Here is a 12,504-nt window from a genome sequence, read left to right on the forward strand (position 1 = left end):
TCATGGCGAGCCGCACTGACATTCGGCCCGTTCGAACGCGGCTCGCACGGACCGGGCTCGGGGGGGGTGCGGCCCGCGCCGGCCAGGGGTGTCGACCAGGGCCGTCGGCGAGGGCGCCGGTCGAGGGCGCCAGCCCGGTCAGTCGGGCTGGGGCCGGGTGCGCCGGGCGTAGGCGCGGGCCGCGCGGGCGCGGTCGCCGCAGCGGGTGGAGCACCAGTGGCGCCGGCCGTGCCGGAGGAGGTACCGGGTGCACGGGGTGGAGCCGCAGGCGGTGAGACGGGCCGCTTCGGGCCCGGTGAGCAGGTCGGCGGCGTCGGCGGCGAGGGTGGCCAGGGCGTGGTCGACGATCTCGGTGGTGGGGTGGGGGGCCGCGCGGTAGGGGCCGCTGCCGTCGTCCCACCGCAGCAGCCGGGCCGTGGGCAGGCGGGTCAGGGCGTCGTTGACGGCGGCCAGGGCAGAGGAGGGTGCGGGCAGCTCCGCGACGCGGGCGGCGAACAGCGTCCTGACCTGTTCGCGCATCGAGCGCACCTGCGCCGTGCACATCTCCTGAAGGCCCGCGTCGGCCGGGGCGAGGCCGTGCTCCAGGAGCCACCGACCGGCGGCGGTCGGCGTGCCGAGGCGGTCGACGACGTGTCCGCCGGGCAGCGTGACGGCGCTGTTGACCAGGGCGAGCGAGGAGTACTGCTGCTCGCCCGGCGCGGGTGGCACGGCGGTCTCGTCGGTGGCGGTGTCCGCGGCGTCCGTCATGAGTCTCATGGTAGCGCTTGCGATCATCCGTGAGAACCGGCTAGCTTTCCTCACGGATAAACCGATCTCAACCGTGAGGTGTGCTTCACCATGGCTTCTTCCGACACGACCGTCGAGCAGTTCCCCGTCCGCCTCTTCGGCGGCCCGACCGCCCTCTTCGAGTACGGAGGCCTGCGCTTCCTCACCGACCCGACCTTCGACGGCCCGGGCGACTACCAGCGGCCGGGCGGCCCGCTCCTCACCAAGACCGCGCCCTCCTCCGGGAGCCCCGCCGACGCCGGCCGCGTCGACGTCGTCCTGCTCTCCCACGACGAGCACCCCGACAACCTCGACCACTCCGGCCGGGCCCTGCTGGCCGACGTCCCGCTCACCCTCACCACCCCCGGCGGTGGCCTGCGCCTCGGCGGCACGGCCCGGGGACTGGCCGACTGGGAGTCGGTCACGCTGGACCGCCCCGGCGGCGGCACCCTCACCGTGACCGGCGTGCCCGCCCTCCACGGGCCCGGGGCCCGCGAGGAGGTGGAGGCCGCCACCGGCCAGGTCGTCGGCTTCGTCCTGACCGGGGACGGGCTGCCCACCGTCTACGTCAGCGGGGACAACGCCTCCCTCCCCGCCGTCGGGGAGATCGCCGAACGCTTCGCCCCCGTGGACACCGCGATCCTCTTCGCCGGGGCTCCCCGCTTCGCCGCCCTCTTCGACGGCGCGCCCATCGTCCTGGACAGCGCCCAGGCCGCCGAGGCCGCCGCGATCCTCGACGCCCGCCGGGTCGTCCTCGTCCACCACGACAGCTGGGCCCACTTCACCGAGGACCGAGACGACCTGGTGGCCGCCTTCACGGCCGCCGGCCTGGCGGAGCGCCTCCACACGGCGTGACCGGCCCGGGGCGGGGCGCGCCGCACCAGGCGCCCCGCCTGTCCGCCCCTGAACCGCCTGCTCAGCCCGGCAGCGACGTCAGCGGCCTGGTCCGGTAGGCGCTTGAGGAGCCCGGGGGGACGAGGCAGGGCAGCAGCCACTCCCACAGGGCGCCGACCCGGCGGGCGCGCTCCTCGCCCGGGCAGCCGTCACCGAAGACGACCTCCAGCCCGCAGGCTGCCGCCACCACCAGGGTCTCCGGGCCGGGATCGCCCGAGCGGTCGCGCAGCTCGCCGGCGCGCCGGGCACCGGTCAGCAACTCCCGAACGACACCGGCCCAGACGCCGTGGAAGCCCCGCACGCCCGCGACCGGCGCGCCGGGGGCGGGCGTGGCGGGAGCGAACGCGGCGGTCCTCGACTGCCAGCCGCCCTCCCGGCCGAGGCGGAACGCCGCCCGGACCACCGCGTCCGACCCCAGGGCGTCGACCAGCCAGTAGCCCACGTCGATCAGCGTCTGCAGGGGGGAGGAAGTGGCCCGCAAACCGCCGCAGGCGCCCCGCAGCGAGCGCTCGGCCCGCTGGAACACCGCCTGCGCCAGCTCCTCCTTGGACGCGAAGTGGAAGTAGAGCGCACCCTTCGTCACTCCCGCGGCGCCGGCGATCTCGCCGAGCGTGGCCCCCGCATAGCCGCAGCGGTCGAACAGCACCGCCCCCGCCTCGACCAGCCGTCCGCGTGTCCGTTCCGACCTCTCCTGCACCACCCGACCCACACCCCTCACAACGACGAGCACGTTCCGACCACACACGAGCAGCGCCCCGGCAGCGACGGCGCCTGCCGCGCGTCCTCAGCCGACCCGGGTGAACCGGGCCACGGACCCCTCCGGCGAAGCGGTCGCGGCCGCCTCGCGCTCCGGGCGCTCCGAACGCTCGGGGCGCTCGGGCCGCTCCGGGCCGGCCAGCAGGATGGAGCGCTGGAGCCGTCGCAGTCCGGTGGAAGGCTCCATGCCCAACTCCCGTACCAGGGTGTTGCGCAGGCGCTGGTAGGCCTCCAGGGCCTCGCCCCGTCGGCCGGAGCGGTGCAGGGCGATCATGTACTGGCCGTGCAGGCTCTCGTGGGTGCGGTAGCGGTCGACCAGGACGGTGAGTTCGGCGAGCAGGACGCGGTGGCGGCCCAGCCGCAGGTCGGCCTCGATCCGCTGGTCCAGCGCGCAGAGCCGCGTCTCCTCCAACCGCTTGGCCTCGACGGCGAGTTGGCCGCCCGCCGGGACGTCGGCGAAGGCCGGACCGCGCCACAGGCCGAGCGCCTCGCCGAGCATCCGGGCGGCCAGCGGGTGGTCGTCGCCGTCCATGGCCCGGTAGCCCATGCCGGCCAGGCGCTCGAACTCCCGGACGTCCGTCAACCCGCCGCCGCTGTTCAGCATGTAGCCGCCCGGCGAGGTCACCAGCACGTCCTTGGCGCAGGAGACCCCTGCCGCCGGGGCGACCTGCCCGAGCGCCCGGTCGATCATGTCGCGCAGTTGCAGCACGTACGTCTGCACCGTCGTGCGCGCGCTGCGCGGCGGGCGGCCCGACCACAGCTCCTCGGCCAGCACCCCGGCCGACACCACCTGGTCGGCCCGCAGGGCCAGCAGCCCCAGCACCTGCCGCGGTTTCGGCGCCGATGGCACCACCGACACCCCGCACACCCGGACGTCCAACGCCCCGAGCACCCGAATTTCCACGATGACCACCCCAATCACACGGAACGCCGCAGGCCGATCCGCCGCGGCCGGCACCCGGGTCGACACCCCTAGGGCGACTGTCACCAGTCAAAAACAGGACGCGCGGTTTGTCAATACAAAACCGAACGTGCTGTTTGTTTCTTGGAATGGGCGGCCCGACTCGGACAGACGGGCGCGGCGGCCACCCTGCGCCACGAACCGGCCACCACGCGCAGCGGAGTGCGGGCAAACCGAAGGCGGCGTCGGACCCCCGTGGATCCCGCGCCGCCACCAATTCGCCCGCACTCCGCGCGCACCGCCGGTCGGCCGACCGTCGGACCGACCACCGGGCCGACCACCGGGCCGACCACCGCCCGGACGCCCCCGCGCACAGGGGGCCACCGAGCCCTGGTCAACTCCGCACCAGCCGAAGCGATTTCCGGCCGGTGCCGGACCGTCAGCCCACACCGACCTCGTCCGCGACCGCGACCGCGACCGGCCGGGCGGCCGACCGCGCCCCGCCCTGCGCCCCGGCGCCCTCCGCCGCCGCGCGGGCGGCCGCCACCTCGGCGACCACCTGGGCACCGCGGTCCGGGCCCATCTGCAGCGAGCCGAGCACACCCGGCACCGTGATGCTCGGCATCAGGTGCTGGAACAGCCCGGCGGCCCGCCGTTCCAAGTCCGCGCGCCCGGACAGCTTCTGCGACTGGATCTGCACACCCGTCCACGCCGCCGTGACCAGCCACGCGGTGTCGGCCGGGACGACGTGCGGCAGCAGTTCACCCCGCTCGCCGGCCGCGACCAGCAGCGCCTCCAGCCGGCTGATCCAGCCGGGGATCGCGCCGCCGCCGAGGTCGTCGAAGACGTCCTGGCCCAGCGAGAGCCGGGCCCCCGCGCTCAGCAGCGGATCACGTGGCATCAGATACGCCACCACCATCCCGGTGTCCACGAACTCCTGCAGTTTGCAGACCCGTTCGGGCACACCGTCCTGGACGAACTGCTCCTCGACGACGCCCTGGGCCAGATCCCGCTTGGAGGCGAAATGGAAATACACCGCACCACGCGTCACACCGGCCCGCGCGACCACCTCGCCGATGGTGGCGCCCTCGTAGCCGAACTCGTCGAAGACCGACGCCGCCGCCTCCAGGATCAGCCGACGCGTCCGGACCGCCCGCTCCTGCCGAACCACCGCAACCACCCCACCCAGAGCTCCCGGAAAACAAAACCAAACACCCCGTATCTTAGCTACCGGTGGCCTACGGACGACAAGATGATGTCGGGGAATCGCCTCAAACGCTTCTCCCCTCCCGCCCGCATCCTCCGCATTTCGCCTACGGGCCGCCGTTCCTTCGCCGGACGACCGAAAGCGGCACCGCCCCCACACCTCACCTATCCGGGGAAAAACCGAACGATCGGTTTCCTAATCGGGACACCGGGAGGCCGGAAGGCGTCACGGCAGGACGGCCACCGCCTCCACCTCCACCAGCTGGTCGTCGTAGCCGAGCACCGACACCCCCAGCAGCGTGCTGGGGGCGTCGTGCTCCCCCATGTAGGCGCGGTACACGTCCCACACCGCGACCAGGTCGGCCTGGTCGGCGGAGGCCACGTACACCGTCGTGCGGGCGACGTCGGTCAGCCCGGCACCGGCGTCCTCCAGCACGGTTATCAGGTTCCGCATCACCTGGTGCGCCTGGCCCGCGTAGTCGCCGACGGCGACCGTCCGCCCCTCTGCGTCGAGCGGGCAGGCCCCGGCGAGCCAGAGCGAACGGGCCTGGGCGTCGACCAGGGCCGCGTAGGCGTAGTCGACGGCCGGGGTGAGGCGGGAGCTGCGGATCAGCTTGACTGCGCTGTTCAAGGGGCACTCCGAAGGGTCGCGGCCGAACGTTCGCGCCCATCGTTGGTCTCTCCTGAACGACCGTCAAACCATTTACCAGCGCTTTCCCGTCCGCCACGGGCCCGTTGCGTCCACGATTCACCGTTGCGGGTGATGGCGGGCCGACCCGCCCGGCCGGAATCCTGGTGGCCGCCACCCGCACGCGCCGACGCCGCGCCGACACCAGGAGGTCACCCATGGAATCCCGACCGCCGTACCGCGACGAGGCCTCCGGGGTCCGCCGGCGCCGGATGCTGGGCCTGGCGCTCGGGGCGGGGCTCGTCCCGACCCTCGCTCCGGTCGCGGCCGCGACCGCGACAACCCGGTCGGACACCCCGGCGCCCGCGTCCGCCGCCCTGGGCCGCCGGGTCGCCGAGGTGGCCACCGCCCAGCTCGGCGTGCCCTACGCCTGGGGCGGCGGCGACCGGCTGGGGGCGAGCCTCGGCTTCTGCGACGACGAGAACGGCTACCTGGACGGCGTCTGCATCGGCGAGAGCACGGTCGGCTTCGACTGCAGCGGCCTGTCCCTCTACTGCTGGTACCGGGCCAGCCACGGCACGGTCGAGCTCGGGCACTACACCGTCGCCCAGTTCCACCACAGCGCCCCGGTGGAACGTGACGCCCTCGCCCCGGGCGACCTGCTGTTCTTCTCCCGCCCGGACGCGCCGCTGCACCACGTCGGGATCCACGTCGGCGACGGCGCGATGATCCACGCCGAGCGCACCGGGACACCGGTCGCCCGGGTCGAGCACGTCCTCGACGTCCCGCGCTGGGCCGGCGAGTTCGCCGGTGCCCGCCGCCCCGGGCCGGCCGGCTGAGCGGGCCTCAGAGGCCGCGCCGCTCCCCCGGCCCCTGGTGTCCCTGGTGGACGCGCAGCAGCAGGCCGTGCAGCAGCTGCCGCTCCCGCGCGTCCAGCGGCGCCAGCACCTCGTCCTGCACCGCGCGCGCCCGGGCGTCCAGCTCCGCGAGCAGCGCCCGCCCGGCGCCGGTGACCGACACCGAGACCCGCCGCCGGTCCGCCGGGTCTCGGACGCGCTCGACGTACCCGGCGGCGGCCAGCTGGTCGGCGACCTTGGCGAGGTCGCTCGGGTCGATGCCCAGCCGCTGGACCAGGTCCCGCTGGGCGTGCGGCCCGAAGTCGGCGAGCGCGGCCAGCACGGCCATGTCCCAGAGCCGGAGGCCGTGCTCGGCGAGCTGCTCGGCGAGGCGGCCCCGTGCCGTCCGGCCGATCCGGGAGAGCAGGTAGGTACTGAGGTCGAGCAGCGTCGGCGGTAGGGAGGGAGTGGACAAGGGAGGGGCGGACAGGGAAGGGGCGGGCAGCGGAGATTCGGGGAGCGGGGGTTCGGGGGCCATGGCGCCAGTCTAGGGTTCATCCCTATAGTGGGTGCCGACCCACTGATATCCGACTGATCCGACCCGCTGAATCCCCGAACCCGGGAGCTTCGACCGTGGACGCCCTGTACCCCCGCCTGCTCGTGACCCGTTTCGCCGAGTGCTTCGGGTTCTACCGGGCGGTCCTGCCGCCCCTCACCGGCGCCGCCCTGGTCAAGGGCGCCCCCGACGGCCCCTACGCCAACTGGGACGTCGACGGGCAGGCCGTCCTGGTGCTCTTCGACCGCGCCGCGATGGCCGCCGCCCTGGGCGCCACCGACCTGCCCGAACGCCCGGCCGCCCCCGCCCAGGACGCCGCGATGCTGGTCTTCAGGGTGGCCTCCGTGGACGACGCGTTCGCCCTCTGCCTGCGCCACGGCGGCGCCCCGGTCGTCGGCCCGACCGACCGGCCCCAGTGGGGCCCGAACCTGCGCAGCGCCCACCTGCGGGACCCGGACGGCCATCTGATCGAGCTCCAGTCCTACTGAGCCGCCCCGCCCGGCCGGCGCGCGGGGTCGTCCGCCCAGAGGTCGGCGCTGCACGCCGCCACCAGCGCGCCGATCCTGGCCCACGCCTCCTCCGCGGGCAGCGGTTCGAGCCGGCGGCCGTCCCGCAGCCGCAGCGCGACCCGGTCGTCCACGGCCTCCTTGGCCCCGACCACGGCCTGGTACGGCACCAGGCGCGCCGCCCGGATCCGGGCGCCCAGGCTGCCGTGCCCGGGGCCGGCGACCTCGGCGCGCAACCCGAGGTCGAGGCAGCGCTGCCGGAGCCGCTCGGCCTGCGGCAGTTCGCCCTCGGAGACCGGCAGCAGCACCACCTGCGCCGGGGCGAGCCAGGCCGGGAACGCGCCGCCGTACAGCTCGATGAGGTGGGCGACCACCCGCTCCACGCTGCCGATCACGCTGCGGTGGACCATCACCGGCCGGTGTTTCGCGCCGTCCGGGCCGATGTAGTGCAGCCCGAAGCGCTCGGGCTGGTGGAAGTCGATCTGCACGGTGGAGAGGGTGAACTCGCGCCCGGCGCCGTCGGCGATCTGCACGTCGATCTTCGGCCCGTAGAAGGCGGCCTCGCCCTCCGCGGCCTCGAACGGCACGCCGGAGCGTTCCAGCACGTCGGTGAGCAGCGCGGTGGCCCGCTCCCAGAGGGCCGGATCCGCCACGTACTTGCCGCCCGCGCCGGGCAGCGAGAGCCGGTAGCGGACCGGTTCGATGCCGAGCGCGCGGTGTGCCGCGCGGATCAGCTCCAGTGCGGCGACGGCTTCGTCGGCGGCCTGCTCCGGGGTGCAGAACACGTGCGCGTCGTTCAGCTGGATCGCCCGGACCCTGGTCAACCCGCCCAGCACGCCGGACAGTTCGGAGCGGTACATGCCACCCAACTCGGCCATCCGCAGCGGGAGTTCCCGGTAGCTGTGGGGTCGGGAGCGGTAGATCAGGGCGTGGTGCGGGCAGAGGCTCGGCCGGAGCACCATCTCCTCCGAGCCCAGTTCCATGGGTGGGAACATGTCGTCGCGGTAGTGCGCCCAGTGGCCGGAGATCTCGTACAGCTCGCGCTTGCCGAGCACCGGCGAGTACACGTGGCGGTAGCCGGCCCGCCGCTCGCGCTCGCGGATGAACTCCTCCAGGGTGTGCCGGATCGCGGCGCCGTCGGGCAGCCAGTAGGGCAGGCCGGAGCCCATCAGCGGGTCGGTGTCGAACAGGTCGAGTTCGCGGCCGAGCTTGCGGTGGTCGTGCGCGGGGTGGTCGTGTGCAGGGCGGTCGTGCGCGGCGTGGTTGTGCGCGGCGTGGTTGTGCATGGGGTGGTCTCCACTCGGATCTGCGGGCGAGTGGTCCGGAAACGGCGAAGCCCCGGGGCACTCGCCCCGGGGCTTCGGACTAGGTCAGCAGTCAGCGCACCGGGACTCTCTCCGGCGTCGTCGTGGCGAGTGCAGCGCGCTTCATGCGATCCACGATAACAGGGCGCCGACCGCCGTGGCGATCTTTATCCGCGGCCGCTCAGAACAGGACGGCGCAGCCGCGCGCGTCGAGCGCGCCGAGCAGCCGCGGCGAGGGGCGAGCCTCGTTCCACCGCAGGTCCAGCTTCTCCAGTGCGGGCAGTTCGGCCAGCCAGTGCGGCAGTTCGGTGATCCGGTTGCCCCGAAGGTCGAGCCGGCGCAGCAGCGGCAGCCCGGCGAGCGCCGGCGGGACCTCGGCGAGCGCGTTGTCCCGCAGTTCGAGTTCGCGCAGCGCGGTGAGGCCGCCGAAGGTGTCCGGCAGGGTGGTCAAGTGGTTCCCGCACAGCCAGAGTTCACGCAGGGCGGTCAGTTCGCCGAGGCGGTCGGGCAGCGCCGTGAGCCGGTTGTGCTGGACGCGCAGCTCGACCAGGGCAGCCATGTCGCCGATGGTGGCGGGGAGTTCGGTGAGCCGGTTGTCGCCGACGTTGAGGTAGCGCAGCGCGGTGAGGCGGCCGAGCGCGGCCGGCAGCGCGGTCAGCGCGTTGTCGTGCAGGTAGAGGAAGTCGGCGAGCCCGGTCAGCTCGCCCAGTTCGGCGGGCACGCCGGTGAGCCGGTTGTGCCCGAGGTCGAAGGTGCGAAGCCGTCGCAACCCGCCGACCTCGGGCGGCAGTTCGGTCAGGCCGGTCTCGGCGAGGATGAGCACGGTCAGGTCGGTCCGGTCCCACACCTCGGCCGGTACCGCGCCGAGGGGCCGGCGCCAGAGGTTCAGCGTCACGTCGGTCACGCCCGTCATTGTCCCGTCCGCGCGCCCGCTGCCGACGGGCTGTCGTGACGACATGTGAACGGATCTGGCGCCTTCCTTCACTGCTCCGATACGTTCTGGATCACTCAGCGGTCAGCAGCCCCTCCGGGAGTCGTCATCAACGCTCAGCCCGTCCCCGTCCCCGTCCCCGTGCCCCTCACCCTCCCCGCCCTGCTGGACCACCGGGCGGCGCTGCACCCCGACCGGGAGGCGCTGCTGGTGCCGGGCGGCGGCAGCCTCACCTACGGCCGGTGGCGCGAACGGGCGGTGCGGGCCGCGCACGGGCTGGCCCGGGCCGGGGTACGGCCCGGGGACCGGGTGGCGCTGCTGCTCGACAACCGGGAGTGGGACGCGTACGCCGTGGCGTTCCTGGCCGCGCACTACGCGGGCGCGGCGGGGCTGGTGATCCGCGCGGACCTCTCCGGGGCGGACGTCGCGCGGCTCGTCGACGCCGCGGGGGCGCGCTGGGCGATAGCCGGGAACGGGCCGCACACCGCTCTGCCCACCTTCACCCTCGACGACCTGGAGGGCAGTGGTGACGGCGAGGGCAGTGGCGCCGAACCGCCGCATCGGGCCGCTCCCGGGGACCTCGCCCAGATCATCGGCACCTCCGGCACCACCGGCACCCCGAAGGGCGTCCGGGCCGCGCACGCCAGCCTGACCGCCGGGCTCGTCCTCAACCCCCGCCCCCGCCCGTACGCGCACTCGCGCTACGCGGTGCACGCCTTCCCGATCGGGACCAACGCCGCCCAGGTCGTCCTGGTGAACGCGCTGACCGCGCAGCCGGCCACGATCTGCCTGCCGCGCTTCGACGCGGAGGAGTTCGGCCGGGTGGTCGAGGAGTACGGCGCGGGCACCGTCTTCCTGGTGCCGTCGATGGCGGTGGAACTGCTGAACTCCGGGATCGCCGAGCGCCGGGACCTGAGCAGTGTCCTCCTGGTCAGCTCCTCGGCCGCCGCGCTCCCGCCCGCCGTCGCCGCCGGGCTCTGCGCCGCCCTGCCCAAGGCGACCGTCGTCAACACCTACACCTCCGCCGAGGCCTCCCCCGCCCAGATCTCCGCGATCGTGGACGCCGGCCGCCCCGGTTCGGTCGGCCGCCCCACCGACCCGGCCGACCTGCGGATCCTGGACGAGGCCGGGCAGCCCGTCGCGCCCGGCGACACCGGCGAGCTCTGGCTGCGCCAGCCGGGCCCGCCCCGGGGGTACGTCGGCGCGGACTCCGGCGCCGTGTTCCGCGACGGCTGGGTGCGGATGGGCGACCTGGGCCGACTGGACGGGGACGGCTACCTCCACCTGGTCGACCGGGAGAGCGACATCGTCAAGTCCGGTGCGCTGAAGGTCTCCACGCTGCGCATCGAGGCGGTGCTGCACGAGCACCCGCAGGTCGCCGACGCGGCCGCGCTCGGGCTGCCGCACCCGGTGATGGGCCAGGTGCCGGTGGCGGCCGTGGTCCCGCTCCCGGGCGGGATCGACCTCGACGGGCTGCGGCTCTTCCTCGGCGAGCGGCTCGCCCGGGCCGAACTGCCCGTACGCCTGCTGGTGACGGACTCGCTGCCGCGCAACCCCAGCGGAAAGGTCGTCAAGCACCGGCTCCGGGCCAGGTTCGAGGAGCCCGTGCCCACCGCCGGCACCGCACCGGCCACCGCCCGGGAGCGCGCGCTGGCCGAGCTGTGGCGGGGCGTGCTGGGGCGGCCGGTCCGGGCCGTGGAGGAGGAGTTCTTCGCGCTCGGCGGGGACTCCTTCCGGGCCGTCCAACTGGCCGCCGCGATCTCCGCCGAGTTCGGCGTGGCGGCCGGTACGGCCCTGGTGTTCGAGCGGCCCTCGCTGCGGGCCCAGGCCGCCTGGCTGGAGCAGGCGGCGGCCTCGACCGGCTCCGCCGGGCCGGTGGAGCCGGTCGAGGCCGAGGCGACGGCGTTCCTGCGCTCGCTGCGCGCCCAGCCGCACGAGCTCCCGCTCACCGCGCAGCAGGAGAACTTCCTGCGCTGGATGGCCGAGGCCGCGGGCCGCAACGTCGGCTCGGTGGCGGTGATGTTCCGGGTGCTGGAGGAGCTGCGGACGGACACCCTGGCCGACGCCCTCCACCAGGCGATCCGCCGCCACCCCGCGCTGCGCACCAGGTTCGTCCCGGTGCCGGACGCCGAACCGGGGGTGCTGCGGGCCGTGCTCGACGACGAGCCGCGCGCCGACGTGGTGCTGCTGGACGCCCCCGGCGCGAGCGATGCGGAGGTGTCGGCCCGGCTCGTCGCCGAACGCGACCGGCTGACCGACCTGGCCTCGGGGGCGATGACCAGGCTCGCCGTGGTGAGCCGGGGCCCCGGGGACCACGTCGTCATGCTGGCGGTCCACCACATCGTCGCCGACGGCTGGTCGCTGGGCGTGCTGCTGCGCGACCTGGGCGTGCTGTACTCGGCGCTGCGCGGCGGCCGCCCGGCGCCGGCCGCCCGGCCCGGCCCGGCGTACCGGGAGCTGGTGGAGTGGTCGAACGCGCACTGGCCGGCCACCCGGGCGCACTTCGCGACGGCGCTCGCGGGCGCCCCCACGGCGATCGACCCGTTCCCCGGGCGGCAGGACACCGAGGTGGTGCTGAGCGCCGTCCGGACGCTGGAGGTGCCGGCCGAGCGGGCGGGCGCGCTGCGGGCCCGGGCGGCGGAGCTGGGGGCCACCCCGTTCCTCGCGATGGCGGCGGTGTGGAGCGGGCTGCTGGCCGCCCGCAGCGGACAGCGGGACTTCGTCCTGATGACCCCGGTGCCCGGCCGCACCAGGCCGGAGGCGGAACGCGCGGTCGGCTGCTTCGTCCAGTCGCTGCTGCTGCGGGTGGACGCCGCCGGGGAGCCCGGGTTCGCCGAACTGCTGGACCGCGTCCGCACGGCCGCCACCACCGCGCTGGACCACCAGCTGTACCCCTTCGCCGAGTTCAGCCCGCTGGTCCCGTTCGCCGCCTGGCTGCGGTACGAGAGCTGGAGCGCCCCGGCACAGCTGCCCGGAGTGGCGTGCGCCGCGTGGGAGCTGCCGCGCAACGCCACCGTGCCGTACCCACTGCCCGGCGGCGACCGGCACGTGCCGGAGCTCGCCGTCACCGAGCAGCCGGACGGCTCGCTGCGCTGCTGGCTGCGGTACAACGAGCACGCCTTCACGGCCGAGGCGGTGGACGCGCTGGCCGCGGACCTCGCCGCCGCGCTGGCCGGCGCCGCGCGGGTGTGAACCGGGGCCCCCGCCCCCGCGCTGGGGGC

Annotated in this window: 12 protein-coding genes; 4 read left to right on the forward strand and 8 right to left on the reverse strand. The window is 74.8% G+C overall.

Going from position 1 to position 12,504, the window contains the following annotated elements; genetic code table 11:
• Positions 1 to 138 precede the first annotated feature (138 nt).
• On the reverse strand, positions 139 to 756 hold the full coding sequence (locus tag AC07AL_RS06830) for a CGNR zinc finger domain-containing protein (protein WP_478317090.1): 618 nt from the start codon (positions 754 to 756) through the stop codon (positions 139 to 141).
• An 81-nt stretch (positions 757 to 837) separates the two neighbouring features.
• Here AC07AL_RS06830 and AC07AL_RS06835 point away from each other — a divergent pair, with 81 nt between their 5' ends.
• Entirely contained in the window at positions 838 to 1,620 is a 783-nt protein-coding gene (locus AC07AL_RS06835; RefSeq protein WP_363586253.1) for an MBL fold metallo-hydrolase, read from the forward strand.
• 61 nt (positions 1,621 to 1,681) lie between these two features.
• Here the strand turns inward: AC07AL_RS06835 and AC07AL_RS06840 are convergent, their stop codons facing one another.
• The 4 genes from AC07AL_RS06840 to AC07AL_RS06855 all read right to left on the reverse strand — a co-directional run bounded on the left by AC07AL_RS06840 (position 1,682) and on the right by AC07AL_RS06855 (position 5,153).
• Positions 1,682 to 2,356 (reverse strand): ScbR family autoregulator-binding transcription factor, encoded by a 675-nt coding sequence (locus AC07AL_RS06840; protein ID WP_478317092.1) that lies wholly within the window; start codon positions 2,354 to 2,356, stop codon positions 1,682 to 1,684.
• An 87-nt stretch (positions 2,357 to 2,443) separates the two neighbouring features.
• Entirely contained in the window at positions 2,444 to 3,319 is an 876-nt protein-coding gene (locus AC07AL_RS06845; RefSeq protein WP_400808117.1) for an AfsR/SARP family transcriptional regulator, read from the reverse strand.
• A 436-nt stretch (positions 3,320 to 3,755) separates the two neighbouring features.
• Entirely contained in the window at positions 3,756 to 4,496 is a 741-nt protein-coding gene (locus tag AC07AL_RS06850; RefSeq protein ID WP_400808119.1) for a ScbR family autoregulator-binding transcription factor, read from the reverse strand.
• A 252-nt stretch (positions 4,497 to 4,748) separates the two neighbouring features.
• On the reverse strand, positions 4,749 to 5,153 hold the full coding sequence (locus tag AC07AL_RS06855; protein ID WP_400808122.1) for a RidA family protein: 405 nt from the start codon (positions 5,151 to 5,153) through the stop codon (positions 4,749 to 4,751).
• Between the two features lie 215 nt (positions 5,154 to 5,368).
• Here AC07AL_RS06855 and AC07AL_RS06860 point away from each other — a divergent pair, with 215 nt between their 5' ends.
• A complete protein-coding gene (locus tag AC07AL_RS06860) occupies positions 5,369 to 5,989 on the forward strand; it encodes a C40 family peptidase (RefSeq protein ID WP_400808124.1) in 621 nt (206 codons plus the stop codon).
• 7 nt (positions 5,990 to 5,996) lie between these two features.
• Here AC07AL_RS06860 and AC07AL_RS06865 read toward each other — a convergent pair whose 3' ends face one another.
• Entirely contained in the window at positions 5,997 to 6,461 is a 465-nt protein-coding gene (locus AC07AL_RS06865; protein WP_400808127.1) for a MarR family winged helix-turn-helix transcriptional regulator, read from the reverse strand.
• Positions 6,462 to 6,619: 158 nt separating this feature from the next.
• Between AC07AL_RS06865 and AC07AL_RS06870 the strand changes: the two genes are divergently transcribed.
• Positions 6,620 to 7,030, forward strand: coding sequence for a VOC family protein (locus tag AC07AL_RS06870; RefSeq protein WP_400808130.1), 411 nt, complete (start codon positions 6,620 to 6,622; stop codon positions 7,028 to 7,030).
• Here the strand turns inward: AC07AL_RS06870 and thrS are convergent.
• Together thrS and AC07AL_RS06880 are read right to left on the reverse strand one after the other, a co-directional pair.
• Positions 7,024 to 8,334: a threonine--tRNA ligase gene (gene thrS / locus AC07AL_RS06875; RefSeq protein WP_400808133.1), complete on the reverse strand. Its 1,311-nt coding sequence runs from the start codon at positions 8,332 to 8,334 to the stop codon at positions 7,024 to 7,026. The two genes, AC07AL_RS06870 and thrS, sit on opposite strands and share 7 nt — an antisense overlap.
• A gap of 199 nt (positions 8,335 to 8,533) precedes the next feature.
• Positions 8,534 to 9,256, reverse strand: a complete 723-nt coding sequence (locus AC07AL_RS06880) for a leucine-rich repeat domain-containing protein (protein ID WP_478317095.1) — start codon at positions 9,254 to 9,256, stop codon at positions 8,534 to 8,536.
• Between the two features lie 168 nt (positions 9,257 to 9,424).
• Here AC07AL_RS06880 and AC07AL_RS06885 point away from each other — a divergent pair, with 168 nt between their 5' ends.
• Positions 9,425 to 12,475, forward strand: coding sequence for a class I adenylate-forming enzyme family protein (locus tag AC07AL_RS06885; RefSeq protein WP_478317097.1), 3,051 nt, complete (start codon positions 9,425 to 9,427; stop codon positions 12,473 to 12,475).
• Positions 12,476 to 12,504 lie beyond the last annotated feature (29 nt).

Source organism: Kitasatospora sp. NPDC043949 (assembly GCF_056435365.1).